15 protein-coding genes and 1 pseudogene are annotated in these 17,546 nt (G+C 67.0%); 5 read left to right on the plus strand and 11 right to left on the minus strand.

The annotated features are described in order from the left end of the window. Window positions 1-31: 31 nt before the first annotated feature. The 4 genes from ACNQVK_RS24125 to ACNQVK_RS24140 form a co-directional block, all read right to left on the minus strand. On the minus strand, window positions 32-1,906 hold the full coding sequence (locus ACNQVK_RS24125; RefSeq protein WP_418031535.1) for a magnesium chelatase subunit D family protein: 1,875 nt from the start codon (window positions 1,904-1,906) through the stop codon (window positions 32-34). A gap of 13 nt (window positions 1,907-1,919) precedes the next feature. After that, window positions 1,920-2,387: a GNAT family N-acetyltransferase gene (locus ACNQVK_RS24130; protein ID WP_044517662.1), complete on the minus strand. Its 468-nt coding sequence runs from the start codon at window positions 2,385-2,387 to the stop codon at window positions 1,920-1,922. A 13-nt stretch (window positions 2,388-2,400) separates the two neighbouring features. Then, window positions 2,401-3,840 carry a malate dehydrogenase (quinone) gene (gene mqo, locus ACNQVK_RS24135; protein ID WP_418034292.1) on the minus strand — a complete coding sequence of 480 codons (1,440 nt, stop codon included), beginning with the start codon at window positions 3,838-3,840 and terminating at the stop codon, window positions 2,401-2,403. Between the two features lie 127 nt (window positions 3,841-3,967). Then, window positions 3,968-4,582, minus strand: coding sequence for a TetR/AcrR family transcriptional regulator (locus tag ACNQVK_RS24140; protein ID WP_418031536.1), 615 nt, complete (start codon window positions 4,580-4,582; stop codon window positions 3,968-3,970). 94 nt (window positions 4,583-4,676) lie between these two features. Here ACNQVK_RS24140 and ACNQVK_RS24145 point away from each other — a divergent pair, with 94 nt between their 5' ends. From ACNQVK_RS24145 to ACNQVK_RS24160, 4 genes are read left to right on the plus strand one after another with little or no spacing between them, the layout of a single operon-like run. Then, complete coding sequence (locus ACNQVK_RS24145) at window positions 4,677-5,630, plus strand: TIGR03564 family F420-dependent LLM class oxidoreductase (RefSeq protein WP_418031537.1); 954 nt, start codon at window positions 4,677-4,679, stop codon at window positions 5,628-5,630. Window positions 5,631-5,657: 27 nt separating this feature from the next. Next, window positions 5,658-6,698, plus strand: a complete 1,041-nt coding sequence (locus tag ACNQVK_RS24150; RefSeq protein WP_418031538.1) for an alpha/beta hydrolase — start codon at window positions 5,658-5,660, stop codon at window positions 6,696-6,698. 9 nt (window positions 6,699-6,707) lie between these two features. Next, window positions 6,708-8,093: a mycothione reductase gene (mtr, locus tag ACNQVK_RS24155; RefSeq protein ID WP_418031539.1), complete on the plus strand. Its 1,386-nt coding sequence runs from the start codon at window positions 6,708-6,710 to the stop codon at window positions 8,091-8,093. A 42-nt stretch (window positions 8,094-8,135) separates the two neighbouring features. Next, complete coding sequence (locus tag ACNQVK_RS24160; RefSeq protein ID WP_025997290.1) at window positions 8,136-9,221, plus strand: IS630 family transposase; 1,086 nt, start codon at window positions 8,136-8,138, stop codon at window positions 9,219-9,221. Here ACNQVK_RS24160 and ACNQVK_RS24165 read toward each other — a convergent pair. From ACNQVK_RS24165 to ACNQVK_RS24195, 7 genes and pseudogenes are all read right to left on the minus strand, one after another. Further along, a complete protein-coding gene (locus ACNQVK_RS24165; protein WP_418031540.1) occupies window positions 9,218-10,318 on the minus strand; it encodes a HoxN/HupN/NixA family nickel/cobalt transporter in 1,101 nt (366 codons plus the stop codon). The two genes, ACNQVK_RS24160 and ACNQVK_RS24165, sit on opposite strands and share 4 nt — an antisense overlap. A gap of 56 nt (window positions 10,319-10,374) precedes the next feature. After that, window positions 10,375-10,704: an ArsR/SmtB family transcription factor gene (locus ACNQVK_RS24170; protein ID WP_418031541.1), complete on the minus strand. Its 330-nt coding sequence runs from the start codon at window positions 10,702-10,704 to the stop codon at window positions 10,375-10,377. A 9-nt stretch (window positions 10,705-10,713) separates the two neighbouring features. Next, window positions 10,714-11,469 carry a FadR/GntR family transcriptional regulator gene (locus ACNQVK_RS24175; protein WP_418031542.1) on the minus strand — a complete coding sequence of 252 codons (756 nt, stop codon included), beginning with the start codon at window positions 11,467-11,469 and terminating at the stop codon, window positions 10,714-10,716. A gap of 17 nt (window positions 11,470-11,486) precedes the next feature. Beyond that, window positions 11,487-12,263 (minus strand): 3-oxoacyl-ACP reductase, encoded by a 777-nt coding sequence (locus ACNQVK_RS24180; protein ID WP_418031543.1) that lies wholly within the window; start codon window positions 12,261-12,263, stop codon window positions 11,487-11,489. Beyond that, window positions 12,260-13,639 (minus strand): aldehyde dehydrogenase family protein, encoded by a 1,380-nt coding sequence (locus tag ACNQVK_RS24185; protein ID WP_418031544.1) that lies wholly within the window; start codon window positions 13,637-13,639, stop codon window positions 12,260-12,262. Before ACNQVK_RS24185 ends, ACNQVK_RS24180 begins: the two co-directional genes overlap by 4 nt. Beyond that, complete coding sequence (locus ACNQVK_RS24190; RefSeq protein WP_418031545.1) at window positions 13,636-14,355, minus strand: gamma-glutamyl-gamma-aminobutyrate hydrolase family protein; 720 nt, start codon at window positions 14,353-14,355, stop codon at window positions 13,636-13,638. Before ACNQVK_RS24190 ends, ACNQVK_RS24185 begins: the two co-directional genes overlap by 4 nt. 25 nt (window positions 14,356-14,380) lie before the next feature. After that, window positions 14,381-15,747, minus strand: a pseudogene (locus ACNQVK_RS24195) (glutamine synthetase family protein). A gap of 188 nt (window positions 15,748-15,935) precedes the next feature. Between ACNQVK_RS24195 and ACNQVK_RS24200 the strand changes: the two are divergent. Next, window positions 15,936-17,528: an amino acid permease gene (locus ACNQVK_RS24200; protein WP_418031546.1), complete on the plus strand. Its 1,593-nt coding sequence runs from the start codon at window positions 15,936-15,938 to the stop codon at window positions 17,526-17,528. The last annotated feature ends 18 nt before the right edge of the window (window positions 17,529-17,546 follow it).

The raw sequence follows: 17,546 nt of genomic DNA on the forward strand, positions 1-17,546 counted from the left end.
CGGTCCTTCCTGCGCAGAGTCGTGAGCCGCGCTAGGCGGCGGTCTGGTGCTGGACGAGCCGCGTCAGTTCGGCCGCGCGCAACTGCTCGAGCCGTACCGCCGGCGCCCCTAGCTGCTCGGCCAGCTGCCCGGCCAATCCCAGTCGCACGAAAGATGTTTCGCAATCGACGACCACGGCGGCCGCCCCCTCGGCCACCAACGCGGTGGCGGCCTGCCTGGTGCGGCCCAACGGATCGGGTCCCCCGGTGGCGCGGCCGTCGGTCAGCACCACCACCAGGCTGCGCCGGGCGCGGTCGCGGGCCTTCTCGCGGATGACGAGATCGCGGGCGGCCAGCAGGCCCTGCGCCAGCGGGGTTTTGCCCCCGGTGTCGAAGCGGGCCAGCCGGCGGCCGGCGATGTGCACAGAGGTGGTGGGCGGCAGCAGCACACGGGCGTCCTGCTGGCGGAACGTGATCACCGCGACCTTGTCCCGACGCTGGTAGGCATCACGCAGCAGCGACAGCGTCGCGCCGGTGACGGCTGACATGCGGTCACGGGCGGCCATCGACCCGGAGGCATCGACGACGAAGATCACCAGATTGCCCTCGCGGCCTTCGCGCACCGCGCGCCGGACGTCCTCGGGACGGGGTCGCGGCACGCCCGCACCCTGTTGGCGGCCCGCGGTGGCGAGCAGGGTGGCAAAGATGTGCAGCCCGTACCCGCTGCCGGGTTCCGCGGTGGCCGCGATCGGGGTGCCCGTGCGGTTGCGGGCCCGCGAACGGCGGCCCGGCGCACCCTCACCGACCCCGGGCACCACCAGTGCCCTGGTCCGGAACACCGCGGACGGCGGGGCGCTCTGTCGTGTGGACGACTGTTTCGAATTGCCCTGCGGCACGCCACTTTCGGAACCGGCATCGGCTCCGCCCCCGGGCGGGTCGAAGTCGGGATCGAAGTCCGGATCTGACGGCCCGGCATCCTGCCCCGACTGCTCGGCGGACTCCCCCGCCTGCTGCATGGCCTCCTCAAGACGCTCCGGATCCAGACCAGGATCGTCGAAGGGATCGCGACGGCGCCGGTGTGGCAGTGCCAGTTCGGCAGCCACCCGGATGTCCTCCTCGGCGACCGTGGTGGCACCGCGCCAGGCCGCATGGGCGACGGCGGTGCGCGCGACCACCAGGTCGGCGCGCATCCCGTCGACGTCGAATGCCGCGCACAGCGCGGCGATACGGCGCAGTTCGGAGTCAGGCAGTACCACCGAGCCGATCGCGGCTCGGGCCGCGGTAATACGCTCGGCCAGCTCGGCGTCGGCGGCAGCGTGGCGATCGACGAAAGCCCGCGGGTCGGCCTCGAACGCCATCCTGGCGCGGATCACCTCGACGCGTACGTCGACGTCGCGCGAGGCGGCCACGTCCACGGTCAACCCGAAACGGTCCAGCAGCTGCGGACGCAACTCACCTTCCTCGGGATTCATGGTGCCGATCAGGACGAAGCGGGACTCGTGGGAGTGCGAAATCCCTTCGCGCTCAACATGTACCCGCCCCATGGCGGCGGCATCGAGCAGCACGTCGACCAGATGGTCGTGCAGCAGGTTGACCTCGTCGACGTAGAGCACGCCGCCGTGGGCGCGGGCCAGCAGGCCCGGCGAGAAGGCGTGCTCGCCGTCCCGGAGCACCTTCTGCAGATCCAGCGAACCGACCACCCGGTCCTCGGTCGCACCGATCGGCAGTTCGACCAGCCGGGCGTCGTCGTCGACGGCGGACAGCACCGCGGCCAGGCCGCGTACCGCCGTGGATTTCGCCGTCCCCTTCTCGCCGCGGATCAGCACGCCGCCGATCTCCGGGTGAACCGCGCACAGCAGCAGAGCCAGCCGCAGCCGGTCCTGCCCAACAAGTGCGCTGAAGGGGTAGGTGTGGGTTTCCACCGTCATCGGACCGCCGTCATCAGCTGGGCTCGCTCTCACGTCCGGCACGCACCATCGGTACATGCGGGATTCCGTCGTCAAGGAATTCGTCTCCGTCACGGACGAATCCGTGCCGGCCGTACATGTCGACCAGGTAGGTCTGGGCGTTGATGTGACACGGGTAGTCGCCGACCTCGGCCAGTGCCGCCTGCATGAGCCTGGCGGTGTGCCCGCGGCCCCGATCGGTGCGTTTGGTACACACCCGGCCGATCCGGAACGCCTTCTCGCCGCCGGGGTGCTCCTCCATCAGACGCAGTGTCGAAATGACTTCTCCGTCAGGGCTTTCCAGCCAGAAGTGGCGGGTCTCGGCGAGCAGGTCCCGGCCGTCGAGCTCCGGGTAGGGCGTGGCCTGCTCCACCACGAACACCTCGACGCGGAGCTTGAGCAGCTCGTAAAGCGTTGGTACGTCGAGATCTTTGGCCCAGCTGCGGCGTAGTGCGACCGTCATCCGCCCGCCCCGCTCACACGGTCACAGGGTCGTCCAGCTTGAGCGTCTTGGTCCCCCACGCCCAGACTTCCTCGAACAGGCCAGGCTCGTTGGACAACTTGGTGCCCAGCGACGGCACCATCTCCTTGAGCTTGGGCAGCCAACTCTGGTAGCGATCGGTGAAGCAGCGCTCCAGCACGTCGAGCATGGCCGGCACCGCGGTGGACGCGCCGGGCGAGGCACCCAGCAGACCGGCGATGCTGCCGTCGGCCGCCGTGAGGACGGTGGTGCCGAATTCCAGCACACCACCCGCGCCCTTGCGCCTGATCACCTGCACACGCTGGCCCGCGATGTCCAGCTCCCAATCGGAATCGACTGCGCTGGGCGCGAATTCCCGCAAGGTATCGACCCGTGCGGCCTCACTGAGCAACAGTTGGCCGACCAGGTAGTTGACCAGGCCCATCTCCGTGAGTCCGACACCCAGCATCGACATGATGTTGTTGGGCTTGACCGACAGCGGCAGGTCGGTGAACTTGCCCTGCTTGAGGAACTTCGGCGTCCAGCCGGCGAACGGGCCGAACAGCAGCCACGACTTGCCGTTGATCACGCGGGTGTCCAGGTGCGGCACCGACATCGGCGGTGCGCCCAGCGGCGGCAGCCCGTACACCTTGGCCTGGTGACCTGCAGTCAGCGCCTGGTTGTTGGTCCGCAGGAACGCGCCGCCGACCGGGAATCCGCCGAACCCCTTGGCCTCCGGGATGCCCGACTTCTGCAGCAACGGCAGCGCACCGCCGCCGGCGCCGACGAACACGAACTTGGCGTTGAACTTGCGCTTGAGGCCGGTGCGCCGGTTGGTCACCTTGAGCGTCCAGCTGCCGTCCGATTCCTTGCGCAGGTTGCGCACCTCGTGGCCGAACAGGGTGTCCATCCCGCGCTGCGCGGTGAAGCCGATCAGCTGGCGCGAGAGCGCGCCGAAGTCGACGTCGGTGCCGTGCTGCGACCAGTTCAGCCCGACCGGATCGGAGAAATCCCGCTTGGCGGCCATGAACGGCAGCCGGCGGGCGAATTCGTCCTTGTCGTCGATGAATTCCATCGAGGCGAACAGCGGGTTGCCGACCAGCGCCTCGTGACGGCGCTTGAGGTAGTCGACGTTGGCGGAGCCGTGCACGAAACTCACGTGCGGGATCGGGTTGAGGAAGCCGCGGACGTCAGGCAGTACGCCGTTCTCGGCGGCGTAGGCCCAGAACTGCCGCGACACCTGGAACTGCTCGTTGACGTTGATGGCCTTGGTGGTGTCGATGGAACCATCGGACAGCTCGGGGGTGTAGTTCAGCTCACACAGTGCCGAGTGCCCGGTGCCCGCGTTGTTCCACGGATCGCTGCTCTCCGCGGCGGCACCGTCGAGCCGCTCGATCATGGTGATGGACCAGTCCGGCTCCAGCAGCCGGATCAGAGCGCCAAGGGTCGCACTCATGATGCCGGCCCCAACCAGCACGACGTCTGTCTTCACGGTCGTACCCACGTTTGCCTCAGACACCCTGATCGCTCGTCCTTTGTATTGCGCGGCCCGTCGACGCCGACGGCTTTCTGTTATCCCAAGGTTATCGCGCGACGAATCCCAGTTGGCCAGGCATGGTAGTGCTATCCGTCACCTGCAGCCCGTCGACGAGCAGCCGGACCAGCCGGATGCGCTGGTTCTCGTCCCGATCGGCAAGCTGTCCGACCCAGGCGATCCCGGCGGCCAGGTCCAGGACGTCGTCGACGCCGACATCGGACCGGATCGCTCCGCAGGCCACCGCTCGGGCGATCAACCGCGCCCCGGCCTGACGCGCGGCCCGGCAACCCTGCACCTCTCCACCGTCGGGTGCGACATCGACGAGGGTGCGGGCCAGCCCGTCGTAGACGTTGCCCTGCCCGATGTAGGCATCGAGCCACTCCGTCAGGGCGGCAACGGGATCAGCGGCTTCCAGAAGTGACTCCCCGTGGTCGCGCAGGGCCCACAATCCGTCGTCGATGACCGCGCGAACCAACTGATCGCGGGTCGGGAAATGCCGGTACAGCGTGCCCGGCCCGACCCCTGCCGCCCTGGCCACGTCGTCGAGCGACGCCGAGACACCGTGCCGGGCGAATGCGTCGGCGGCGGCAGTCAGCAGCGCCTGCCGGTTGCGGGCGGCATCGGCACGCAACGGGCGCGGGCTGGGGTTCGGGCCCGTCATGATCACTGCTCCTCTCGACTCGCCTCGACAAACGGAGAGCGTCTCCATATATTTACCGGAGAGAGTCTCCGTATCTTATCCGCGGGAGCAGCGCATGCGTCTTTCTGTCATGTCCGTCCCTGATCCGGGCCCCGCTGCGGGCGCCACGCGCGACCTCGACGCGGCCATCGAACCCGTGATCGCCGCAGATCGATCCGGCTTTCACCGGGCATGGATGCCGCAGCTGCCGCCGATGGCCGGGATGGCGTCGTGGGACGTGCTCACCGCACTGGCCGTCGCGGCCGGTCGCACCAGCCGCATCGGGCTGGGCACCGGAGTCGTCGTCGCCTACACGCAGCATCCGCTGGCACTGGCCCGTCAGGCACTGACCACGAACGCCGCCGCAGGCGGCCGCTTGACCCTCGGCATCGGCGTCAGCCACCCGTTCATGGTCGAGGCGTTGGGTTACTCCTACGACCGGCCCGCGGCATTCCTGCGCGAGTACCTGGAGGTACTCATCCCGGCGCTGGCCGGCGGGCCCGTCGAGCACCACGGACCCCGGATCACCACCACCGGGCAGGTGACCATTCCGGGCGCGCCGGCACCGCCGGTCGTCACCGCAGCGCTCGGGCCGCAGATGCTCGACCTGGCGGGTGAACTCACCGATGGCACGATCACCAGCTGGGCCGGACCGAAAGCCTTGGAGCAGCACATCATTCCGCGGCTGAGCCGGGCCGCGGCCCGTGCCGGCCGGCCCACACCCCAGGTGATCGCCGGACTGCCCGTGGTGCTCACCGACGACCCCCGCCCCGCTCGCGATGCGCTGGCGGCCGCCTTCGAGATCGCCGGGCAGGCACCGGCCTATCGCGCAGTGCTGGACAAGGAAGGCGCGGCAGGCATCGGTGAGGTCTGCGTCGTGGGCGACGAGGCCGCGGTGGAAAAACAGCTGCGCAGGTTCGCCGACATCGGGGTCACCGAGTTCGTCGCCTCGCCCAAGGAGGTTCCGTCGTCCGACGGCGCCGCGACCGTGGCGAAGACCACCGAGTTCCTGGCCTCGTTGCGGCTCTGACTTTCGGCGCGCGGTTAGGGTGGAACCGTGACGTCACGGGAGCCCGCCTGGGAGCCGGATGTATTGCCGGGGTTCTGGCAGCAGACCATCGATGCAGGACCCGATCCCGACGGCGAAGGCGACCTGGTCGCCACCCTCGTGCGCCGGGGTCCGGGCGGGACGGCACCGGACAGGCAGGGCGGATCGGGCCACGCCGTGCTGGCATTGCACGGCTACACCGACTACTTCTTCCACACCGAACTCGCCGATCGATTCGCCGAGCGCGGGTTCTCGTTCTACGCGCTGGACCTGCCCAAGTGCGGACGCTCCCGGCACGGCGGCCAGACCCCGCACTTCACCACCGATCTGGCGCGCTACGACACCGAACTCGAGCGGGCCCTTGCGGCCATCGCCGCCGACACCGGCAACGCCACGGTGTGCCTGTACGGGCATTCGGCGGGCGGGCTGATCCTGACCTTGTTCGCCGACCGGCTGCGCCGAAGCGGTCGGCTGGCCGCCCATCACGTCGGCGGACTGGTGCTCAACAGTCCGTTCTTCGATCTGCACGGACCGGCGATCCTGCGCACCGCCCCCACATCGGCCGCCCTGATCGCCCTGGCCCGGCTGCGCAAGCTGTCGGTGATCCGTAAGCCCACGGAGGGCGGATACGGCACCACGCTGCACCGCGACTACGGCGGCGAGTTCGAGTACAACCTGGAGTGGAAACCGTTGGGAGGCTTCCCTGTCACGCTCGGGTGGATCAACGCCATCCGGCGCGGGCAGGCCCGCCTACACCGCGGCCTGGATGTCGGCGTGCCGAATCTGATCCTCCGATCAGACCGCAGTGTCACCGAATCCGCCGATCCCGCGGCGATGCAGCGCGGCGATGCCGTGCTCGATGTCGGTCAGATCGCGCGGTGGTCCGGCTGCGTGGGCAACCACACCACGGTGGCTCCGATCACGGACGCCAAGCACGACGTTTTTCTGTCCGTGGCCGACGCCCGGGCAGCGGCCTACCGCGAGCTCGACCGCTGGCTGGACTACTACCTGAGCCTGCAAACTCGGCCGAGCACAACACCTTCCGGATAGGGAGCGCACATGGAGCATTACGACCTGACGATCATCGGCACCGGCTCGGGCAACAGCATTCTCGACGAGCGCTACGCCGGCAAGAGAGTCGCGATCTGCGAGCAGGGCACGTTCGGCGGCACCTGCCTGAACGTCGGCTGCATCCCGACCAAGATGTTCGTCTACGCCGCGGATGTGGCCGACACGATCCATGCCAGCGCCAAATACGGCATCGATTCCCACATCGACAAGGTGCGCTGGCCCGACATCGTCGCGCGGGTGTTCGGCCGTATCGACCCGATCGCCGCCGGCGGCGAGGACTACCGCCGCAACGACCCCCACATCACGGTGTACGCCAGCCACACCCGGTTCGGGCCCAAGACCGCCGATGGCCGCTACACGCTGCGCACCGAGGCCGGTGACGAGTTCAGCAGCGATCAGGTGGTGATCGCGGCCGGGTCCCGCGCCTACGTCCCGCCCGCCATCCTGGACTGCGGCGTCACCTACTACACCAGCGACGACATCATGCGTATCCCCGAACTGCCCGAACACCTGGTGATCGTCGGTGGCGGGTTCGTCTCCGCGGAGTTCGCCCATGTGTTCTCGGCGTTGGGCGTGCGGGTCACCATCGTGGTGCGTGGTGACTGTGTTCTCAGCCATTGCGACGAGACGATCTGCCACGAGTTCAGCGCGCTGGCCGCCGAGAAGTGGGACCTGCGGACCCACGAGAACGTGGTCGGCTCCCACCACGAGGGTGACCGGATCGTTCTGGACCTCGACGACGGCAAGACGCTGCCTGCCGACATGCTGCTGGTGGCCACCGGCCGCATCCCCAACGGGGATCTGCTCGACGCCGAGCTGGCCGGGGTGGAGGTCGACGAGGACGGTCTGGTCATCGTCGACGAATACCAACGCACCACGGCGCGTGGCGTATTCGCACTCGGCGACGTCTCCTCGGAGTACCAGCTCAAGCACGTGGCCAATCACGAGTCCCGCGTGGTCAAGGAGAACCTGCTGCGCGACTGGGATGACACCGACGCGATGGTGCGCAGCGATCACCGGTTCGTCCCGTCGGCGGTGTTCACCGAACCGCAGATCGCCACGGTCGGGTTGACCGAGGAGCAGGCCCGCGACGAGGGCTACGACTTCGTCACCAAGATTCAGGCCTACGGCGACACCGCGTACGGCTGGGCGATGGAAGACACCACCGGCATCGCCAAGCTGATCGGCGATCGCGCCACCGGCAAGATCCTGGGCGCCCACATCATGGGCTACCAGGCATCCGCGATCATCCAGCCGTTGATCCAGGCGATGAGCTTCGGGCAGACCGCCGCGGAGGTTGCCCGGGGCCAGTACTGGATTCACCCGGCGCTGCCCGAGGTGATCGAGAATGCGCTGCTGGGCCTGACCGACTAGTGTCCTGAGTCATTAATTACGATCTAGCTGTTAGACTGGGTCGTGCCGACTCCGCGTGCTGCCAAGATTGTGTTGACCGCTGATGAGCGGGCTGAGCTTGAGGGTTGGGCCAGGCGTCGGACTAGTGCTGCAGGCTTGGCGATGCGGTCGCGAATTGTGTTGGCAGCCGCCGATGGTGGGTCCAATACCGAACTGGCGCGGCGGCTGGATCTGTCGATCACCACGGTGCGTCGGTGGCGTAATCGGTTCGTCGTGGACCGCTGCGACGGATTGCTCGACGAGCCGCGCCCGGGCCGGCCGCGTGTCGTGGGTGATGAGCAGATCAAGGATCTGATCACTGCAACGTTGGAAACGACTCCACCGGATGCCACGCATTGGTCGACGCGGTCGATGGCCGATCACCTGGGCTTGAGTCAGTCGATGGTCTCGCGGGTCTGGCGCGCATTCGGATTAGCTCCACACAAACAGGATTCATGGAAACTGTCCAAGGATCCGCTGTTCGTGGAAAAGGTCCGCGACGTGGTCGGTCTGTACCTGGACCCGCCGGAGCGGGCGGTGGTGCTCTGCGTTGACGAAAAGACGCAGATCCAGGCTCTGAACCGCACCCAGCCCGTGTTCCCGATGCTGCCCGGTACCCCAGCGCGGGCCAGTCACGACTACATCCGCCACGGCACCTCGAGCCTGTATGCGGCCTTGAACCTGACCACAGGAACGGTGATCGGCTCACTGCACGCGCGCCACCGCTCCACTGAATTTCTCGCCTTCTTGAAGAAAATCGACGCCGAAGTCCCCGCCGATCTGGATTGTCACGTCGTGCTCGACAACGCCTCCACCCATAAGACCCCCGCCGTAAAACGTTGGCTGACAAGCCATCCCCGCTTTGTGCTGCACTTCACCCCGACCAGCTCATCATGGCTCAACCTGGTCGAACGGTGGTTCGCCGAGCTGACCACCAAGAAACTGCGCCGCGGCACCCACACCTCAGTGCGCCAACTCAACGCCGACATCCGAGCATGGATCGACACCTGGAACGACAATCCGCGCCCCTACGTCTGGACGAAGACCGCCGACCAAATCCTAGCCAGCATCGGGAACTACTGCACTCGAATTAATGACTCAAGACACTAGGCCTGCGCGGCCCAGCGCTCCTCGATCCGGCCGAACCGCCAGATCCCCAGGGCCACAACCCAGCTCAATACGAAGAGCCCGACGATCGCGAATCCGACGAACTCCAGGTCGGCCGAACCGATGAATGCCAGCGGACCTGTGGTGATGCCCAGGCGCTCGACCAGCAGACCGGCCAGGACGATGACGCCGATCACCAGCGCCACGATGACCGACAGCACGGTGACCGTCAGGTTGTAATAGACCTTGCGGACCGGCTGCAGGAACGCCCAGCCGTAGGCCCGTGACATGAAGATTCCGTCCACGCTGTCGAACAGGCTCATCCCTGCCGCGAAGAGCACCGGCAGCACCAGGATCGCGTACCAGGGCAGGGTGAACGCTGCCGCACCCGCCGCCAGCACCAGCAGTGCCACCTGGGTCGCGGTGTCGAAGCCCAGGCCCATCAGAAAGCCGACCGGGTACAGGTGCCACGGCTTGCTCACCCGTCGCATGAACCGGCCGAGCAGACGGGCCAGGAAGCCGCGCTGTTGAAGCTGACGTTCGAGCTCGGCCTCGTCGAACTGTCCACCGCGCATGGCACGGAAGATCTTGGCGATGCCGACGACGGCGAGCAGATTCGTCAGGCCGATCAGGATGAGGAACGTCCCGGCCACCACCGACCCGATCAGTCCGAGGGTCTGCAACATCGGCGAATCTTCGCTCTGCACCGGGCCGGCCAGCGCATGAACGCCGAACGCCAGCAGCAGGGCCAGCCCGAACACCACGCTGGAATGTCCCAGCGAGAACCAGAATCCCGCCGAGAGCGATCGCGTGCCCTCACCGACGAGTTTCCGGGTGGTGTTGTCGATGACGGCGATGTGGTCGGCGTCGAAGGCATGCCGCACACCCAACAGGTAGGCGGTGACACCGAGTCCGACCCCGAACACCCCGGCCGAACCCAGCGTGATGTGCTGCGGTGCGACACCGAAAATCAGTACGCCCCAACCGAATACATGCAACACCAACACCACCGCGGCGACCATCGCGATCGACGTCCAATCAGCGCGGTCGAATGGCTGCGGCTTCGTCGTGGTCACCTCGGGAACCGCGCCAGTGGTCATTTATCGAGCCTAAGACGGCGCCAGATATCTGTCCAGATGAACAGATGAACACGGTTTCAGCCGTGCCGCGCCCCGATCCAATGCAGCAGGTCGTGCACCGTCTCATCGTCGAGGCGGTAACTCACGGTGCGGCCGATCCGGGTGGAGGTGACCCAGCCCTGGTCCCGAAGTACCCGCAACGCCTGGGACACCGCGTTCTCCGACCGGCCCAGGGCCGTGGCCAGATCGCTGACACAGATACCCGGCGCCCGGTGCAGGCCGAGCAGGATCTCCAGCCGGTGCGGGTCGGACAGCAGATCGAAGCGCTGCGCCCACCCTGAGGTGTCGACATCGGCGAGGGCCGACGACGCGCGCTCGACCTGGACCTCTTTACCGTGCTGGGCCACGATACGAATCTAATCCAGAAAGCCGTGCAGCAAGGCCGACGATCCCCCGACGTGGGCCAGCATGGCCGCCGCGGCCCGCTCGCTGTCACCGGCCAGGATCGCCATGACGATCTCCTCGTGCTGTTCGTCGGAGTGGGCGATGTTGCGCGGCAGCAACGGGATCTGATCCAGCAGGGCATTGAGCCGCATCCGGTTCTCGGCGACCAGCGGTACCAGTGACGGGGACCCCGCCGCCTCCGCGATGGCCAGATGCAGTCGCGAATCCAGCCGGCGGTAATCGTCGGGTTCGGCAGCGCGGACGTCGGCCAGGCGTGACCAGAGCCCGTCGCGTTCGGCCGCGCTCAGGGTGCGTCCGGCCGCCATCCGCGCGGCACCGACTTCCAGGATCTCCCGCAGCCGCAATGCGTCGTCGATCTCCTCGCGCGTCGGCCGATGACTGGACGCGGGCAGCACAGGTAACTCCGCGGCCAGGAACGTACCGCCGTACCGCCCCCGTTTGGACACCAGGTAGCCGGCGTCGGCCAGCGATTTGATCGCCTCCCGGACCGTGTCACGGCTGACTCCCAGGCGGGCGGCCAGCTCACGCTCGGGCGGCAGCGACTCCCCGGGGCCCAGCACCCCCAGCCGGATCGTCTCCAGCAGCCGGCCGACCGTGTCCTCGAAGGCGTTGCCCAGCCGGACCGGCCGCAGCAGCGCTCCGGCCGCCGCAGCGGGCTGCGAATCGGGCCCTGCTACGGCGGGCTGCGGATCCGGTTCGGCTGTCATGGTGAACTACCAGGGTGTCACAGCGGCGTGACGTAGGCCGAGCTGATACCGCCGTCGACCAGGAACGTCGAACCGGTGATGAAGGACGAGTCGTCACTGGCCAGGAACGCCACCGCGGCGGCCAGCTCCTCGGGCTCGGCGAAACGGCCCACCGGAATGTGGACCAGCCGGCGCGCGGCACGCTCGGGATCCTTGGCGAACAACTCCTGCAGCAGCGGGGTGTTCACCGGGCCGGGGCACAGGGCGTTGACGCGGATTCCCTGCCGCGCGTACTGCACCCCGAGCTCGCGGGACATCGCCAGCACTCCGCCCTTGGATGCGGTGTAGGAGATCTGGGAGGTGGCCGAACCCATCACCGCCACGAACGACGCGGTGTTGATGATCGAGCCCTTGCCCGCGGGCACCATGTGGCGCAGCGCGGCCCGGCAGGACAGGTACACCGATTTCAGGTTGACGTCCTGCACCCGCTCCCAGGCAGGCAGCTCGGTGGTCTCGATCAGGTCATCCTCGGGCGGCGAGATCCCTGCGTTGTTGAACGCGATGTCGACCGATCCGAACGTCGCTGCCGCGGTGTCGAAGAGATTGTCGACGGCCGCCTGTTCGGACACGTCGACCGCGACGAACAACCCGTCGAGTTCCTCGGCGGCGGCCTCACCCGTGGCGGGGTCGATATCGCCCACCACGATCGTGGCACCCTCGGCGCGCAGCCGCCGTCCGGTGGCCAGACCGATACCGCTGGCGGCGCCGGTGATGACGGCAACCTTGCCGGCCAGGCGTTGGGTCAGATCCATCAAAAGGACTCCTCTGCTCGATCTTCTATGGCGAAGAAGACGTTCTTGGTTTCGGTGAAAGACAGTGGCGCGTCAGGTCCCAACTCACGCCCCAGCCCGGACTGCTTGAACCCGCCGAACGGCGTGTTGTAACGCACCGACGAGTGCGAATTGACGCTGAGATTGCCCGATTCCACCGCCCGCGACACCCGAAGTGCGCGCGAGAGATTGTCGGTCCAGATCGAGCCCGACAAGCCATAGGGGGTGTCGTTGGCCAGCGCGATCGCGTCGGCCTCGTCCTCGAACGGCAGCACCGTCACCACCGGGCCGAAAATCTCGTCGGTCACGGTGCGGTCGGTGCGCTGTGGCGTCAACACCGTTGGCGGGAACCAGAACCCGGGACCGTCCGGAGCGGAGCCCCGGAATGCCACCGGGGCATCGTCGGGCACGTAGGACGACACCGACTCCCAGTGCGGACGCGATACCAGCGGCCCCATCTCGGTGCCGCGGACCGTGGGGTCCCCCACCGCGACGCCCTTGACCGCCGGTTCCAGCAGCTCCATGAAGCGGTCGTAGACACTGCGCTGCACCAGGATCCGGCTACGCGCGCAGCAGTCCTGCCCGGCGTTGTCGAACACCCCGTATGGTGCGGTGGCCGCGGCCTTCTCCAGATCGCAGTCGTCGAACACGATGTTCGCGCTCTTGCCACCCAACTCCAGGGTCACCCGCTTGACCTGAGCCGCCGCCCCCGCCATCACCCGCATCCCCACCTCGGTGGATCCGGTGAACACCACCTTGCGCACGCCGGGGTGGGTGACGAACCGCTCCCCCACCACCGAACCCCTGCCCGGCAGCACCTGGAAGAGCCCTGCCGGCAAACCCGATTCGACGGCGAGCTCACCGAGCCGGATCGTGGTCAGCGGGGTCCACTCTGCGGGCTTGAGCACCACCGCGTTGCCGGCCGCCAGCGCCGGGGCGAAGCCCCACGCGGCGATGGTCATCGGGAAGTTCCACGGCGTGATGATCCCGACGACACCGAGGGGCTCGTTGAACGTGACATCCAGGCCACCGGCCACCGGGATCTGCTTGCCGCTCAATCGTTCCGGAGTGGCCGAGTAGAACTGCAGGACGTCCCGGACGTGCCCGGCCTCCCATTCGGCCTGCCCGATCGGATGCCCGGAGTTGGCCACCTCAAGGGCGGCCAGGTCACCGATGTGGGCGTCGACGACGGCTGCGAATGCACGTAGCGCGGCCGCCCGCTCGGCCGGGGCCAGCCGGGCCCATGCCCGTTGCGCCACGGCGGCACGCGCCACCGCGTCGTCGACGGCCTCCACGTCCAGGAGGTCGACGGTGGTCAACACCTCCTCGGTAGCCGGGTTGACGACCTGGCTGGATGTCATGAGACCCTCTCTGTCGCATAGGTTCTGGCCGCGTTCACCACAGCGGCGAACAGGCGTAGGTCATCGAGGCTTTCCTCGGGGTGCCATTGCACGCCCAGCACGAATGCGTCGCCGGGCAGTGCTGGGTCACGTTCGACGGCCTCGATCACGCCGTCGGTGTCGCGGGCACTGACCACCAGGCCCTCACCGAGCCGGTCGATGGCCTGGTGGTGATAGCACTGCGCGTCGGACGTCTCGCCGATCAGATCGGCCAGTCGGGTGTCGGGCAGGGTGCGCACGGCCGAGGTGCCGAAGACCGCATTGCCCTTCTGATGATGGGTGTGCCCGATCACGTCGGGCAGGTGCTGGTGCAGGGTGCCGCCCAGCGCCGTGTTGAGCACCTGCGCGCCGCGGCACACGCCGAGCACCGGGATACCGCGCCGCAGTGCGGCTTCCAACAGGGCGAACTCCCAGGCATCGCGCTCGGTGGCCGGCTCGTTGGTGGCCGGATGCGAGTGCTGTCCGTAGCGCTCCGGATCCACGTCCGGACCGCCGGTGATGACCAGTCCGTCGACGCGGTCGAGCACCCGGTCGGCGATCTCACGGTCCACCGGCTGCGGCGGCAACAGGAGCGCGATGCCGCCGGCACGGGTGACACCCTCGAAGTAGACCTGCGGCAAGAAGCTGGCCCGGACATCCCAGACCCCGGTCTGCGCCTGCTGCAGATACGTCGTCATGCCGATGATCGGACGCGCCCCAGATTCAGAGCCGCTCAAAACCGCGCACCCTTTCCCAGTCGGTCACCGCGGAATTGAAGGCAGCCAACTCGATCCGCGCATTGTTCAGGTAGTGCTCGACGACGTCGTCCCCGAACGCCGTGCGCGCCACCTCGGACTTCGCGAACAGCTCGGCCGCCTCGGCCAAGGTGGTCGGCAACCGTTGCGCCCCACTGGCATAGGCGTTTCCCGGCAGTGCGTCGGGCAATTCCAGCCCGTGATCGATGCCGTACAGACCACCGGCGATCAGCGCCGACACGGCCAGGTACTGGTTGACGTCACCGCCAGGCACCGGCATTCCACCCGCATTCCTGACCCGTGACCAACCACACGCAGCGCGCACGTGCGGTTGTCCATGCCCCAGGCGATGGCCGTGGGCGCGAAGCTGCCGTCGGCAAACCGCTTGTAGGAGTTGATGTTCGGCGCGTAGAACAAAGTCAGCTCGCGCAGCGTGGCCAATTGGCCGGCGATGAAGCTGCGAAACATCGGCGACATACCCTGCGGGCCGGACTCGTCGGCGAAGACCGGTGACCCGTCCTCGCCACGTAGCGAGATATGGATGTGACAGCTGTTGCCCTCGCGTTCATCGAATTTCGCCATGAACGTCAGGCTCTTGCCGTGCTGGTCTGCGATCTCCTTGGCACCGTTCTTGTAGATGGTGTGGTTGTCACAGGTGCTGCGGGCATGGTCGTAGCGGAACGCGATCTCCTGCTGACCCAGGTTGCACTCGCCCTTGACGCCCTCGCAGTACAGCCCGGCGCCCTCCATGCCGAGACGGATGTCGCGGAGCAACGGCTCCATTCGGGTGGACGCCATCATGGCGTAGTCGACGTTGTAGTCGGTGGCCGGTGTCAGGTTTCGGTACCCCGCGGCCCAGGCCTCGCGGAATGTGTTGTCGAACACCATGAATTCGAGCTCGGTACCGACGTAGGGCACCAGCTTCCGCTCGGTCAGCCGGTCGATCTGGCGATTGAGGATGCTGCGCGGAGCCTGCTCGACGGGGCGACCGTCCAGCCACGACAGATCCGCCATCACCAGCGCGGTGCCGGGCAGCCACGGGATCAACCGCAAGGTGCTGAAGTCGGCGGTCATCACCATGTCGCCGTAGCCGGTGTCCCAACTCGACATCGAGTAGCCACCGACGGTGTTCATGTCGACGTCGACCGCGAGCAGGTAGTTACAACACTCCGCACCGTGGGCGGCGACCTCTTCGACGAACAACCGGCCCGAAACCCGCTTACCGGTCAGCCGGCCCTGCATATCGCAGAAGGCGACGATGACGGTGTCGATCTCACCCGCCGCCACCATTTGCTCCAGGTCGGCTCGTGCCAGCATGCCGGGGTTCTGGCTCATTGCGCACCCTCCTGCCCGTGTGGGACTCGGTGGCCAACCTGACGTCCAGCCGACCATTGACTCGCCGATGACGTCATGATCGTGCCCCGAATTAGCATGATTGTCACGTCTAAAAGGTAGGACAGCAGACCAATAAGGCTCTATTGTCCGTGTGCAGACCGCCCACGTCCTGCACACGAGGAGCCGCCATGCCCGAGGGGCACGAAGAACTCACCGAACACCTCACCGACGACGAACAACATCTCGCCAAACTCGGTTACGTCCAGGAACTGCAGCGGTCCTGGTCGGGATTCTCCAACTTCGCGATCTCGTTCTCGATCATCTCGATCCTGGCCGGCTGCTTCACCTCATTCGGGCTGGGCTGGAACAACGGCGGTCCGGCCGCCATCGCCTGGGGCTGGCCGATCGTCTCGGTCTTCATCCTGATCATCGGATTCTGTCTGGCCGAACTCGTCTCCGCATATCCCACCTCGGGCGGAATCTATTGGTGGGCTTCGAAACTCGGTGGCCCCAAGGCCGGGTTCTACACCGGCTGGCTCAATCTCATCGGCTTGATCGCGATCCTGGCGTCAGTGTCCTACGGCAGCGCGACATTCCTGGACCTCACCCTTGGGACGTTCAGTGAATCCTGGCTCGCCGGCTACAGCCTGACCCGGGTGTTCATCATGTTCCTGATCATCCTGGCGGTCTCGGCCGTGATCAACATCTTCTCGTCACACCTGCTGGCCGTCATCAACAACGTCTCGGTGTGGTGGCACGTCGCGGGCGCCACCGCGGTGATCGCCATCCTGTGGTTGCTCCCAGACCAACACGCAAGCGTCTCCGACGTTTTCGCCAAGACCATCAACAACTCCGGGATCTTCTCGGGCTCTACGTCCGGTTGGGGCTTCCTGCTGTTCGTGCTGCCGATCTCGGCAATCCTGACGCAGTACACGATCACCGGATATGACGCGTCGGCGCATCTGTCCGAGGAGACCAAGAGCGCGGCCAACGCCGCCGCGAAGGGTATCTGGCAGTCGATCTTCTACTCGGCGATCGGCGGCTGGATCCTGCTGCTGTCATTCCTGTTCGCCGTCCAGAACTCTGACGAGGTGTCGGCCAACGGTGGAGCGGTGGCGACCATCTTCACCCAGGCACTCGGATCGAAGTGGGCGGGTGTCGTGCTGCTGATCGCCACCGCGGGTCAGCTGTTCTGCACCACCGCCTGCCAGACCAGCGCCTCACGCATGCTGTTTGCGTTCAGCCGGGACCGCGCGGTCCCCGGACACCAGCTGTGGTCGAAGGTCAGCGCCAGCCGCGTGCCCGCCAACGCCGTCATCGTCACCGCGGTGATCGCGGCGATCATCACGCTGCCCGCCATAGTGCCGGTGAAGATTCCGGTCAACGGCGTGGACGTACCCTCACCGGTGGCGTTCTACGCCGTCGTCTCCATCGGCGTGGTCGGGCTGTACCTGTGCTTCGCGGTCCCGATCTACTTCCGGTGGAAAGCCGGCGACTCCTTCGAACAGGGCCGGTGGAATGTCGGCAACAAGTACAAGTGGATGGCGCCGGTGGCGATCGTCGAGATCATCGTCACCTCGATCATCGCGATGTTCCCGACCTCGCTGGGCGGCATGCCGTGGGATCCGAGTTTCCAGTGGAAGTTCGTGAACTACACGCCGCTACTGGTCGGCGGCGTGCTGGTGCTGCTGTTCATCTACTGGCACGTGTCGGTGAAACACTGGTTCACCGGTCCGATCAAGCAGGTGGACGCCGCCCCGGCCGCCGAACTGCCGGGCTGATCACCCGGGTCATCCGAG

The organism is Mycobacterium sp. 134 (assembly GCF_048282715.1).
In the GTDB taxonomy this organism is placed as follows: Bacteria; Actinomycetota; Actinomycetes; order Mycobacteriales; family Mycobacteriaceae; genus Mycobacterium; species Mycobacterium septicum.

What these genes read in the sequence shown, in the direction of transcription:
- mqo (WP_418034292.1), bottom strand. Translation starts at nt 3,840, where the DNA reads ATGAGTGCGACCCTTGGCGCTCTGATCCGGCTGCTGGAGCCGGACTGG.
- ACNQVK_RS24140 (WP_418031536.1), bottom strand. Translation starts at nt 4,582, where the DNA reads ATGACGGGCCCGAACCCCAGCCCGCGCCCGTTGCGTGCCGATGCCGCC.
- mtr (WP_418031539.1), top strand. Translation starts at nt 6,708, where the DNA reads ATGGAGCATTACGACCTGACGATCATCGGCACCGGCTCGGGCAACAGC.
- ACNQVK_RS24200 (WP_418031546.1), top strand. Translation starts at nt 15,936, where the DNA reads ATGCCCGAGGGGCACGAAGAACTCACCGAACACCTCACCGACGACGAA.
- ACNQVK_RS24130 (WP_044517662.1), bottom strand. Translation starts at nt 2,387, where the DNA reads ATGACGGTCGCACTACGCCGCAGCTGGGCCAAAGATCTCGACGTACCA.
- ACNQVK_RS24145 (WP_418031537.1), top strand. Translation starts at nt 4,677, where the DNA reads ATGCGTCTTTCTGTCATGTCCGTCCCTGATCCGGGCCCCGCTGCGGGC.
- ACNQVK_RS24190 (WP_418031545.1), bottom strand. Translation starts at nt 14,355, where the DNA reads ATGACGACGTATCTGCAGCAGGCGCAGACCGGGGTCTGGGATGTCCGG.
- ACNQVK_RS24125 (WP_418031535.1), bottom strand. Translation starts at nt 1,906, where the DNA reads ATGACGGTGGAAACCCACACCTACCCCTTCAGCGCACTTGTTGGGCAG.
- ACNQVK_RS24165 (WP_418031540.1), bottom strand. Translation starts at nt 10,318, where the DNA reads ATGACCACTGGCGCGGTTCCCGAGGTGACCACGACGAAGCCGCAGCCA.
- ACNQVK_RS24185 (WP_418031544.1), bottom strand. Translation starts at nt 13,639, where the DNA reads ATGACATCCAGCCAGGTCGTCAACCCGGCTACCGAGGAGGTGTTGACC.
- ACNQVK_RS24175 (WP_418031542.1), bottom strand. Translation starts at nt 11,469, where the DNA reads ATGACAGCCGAACCGGATCCGCAGCCCGCCGTAGCAGGGCCCGATTCG.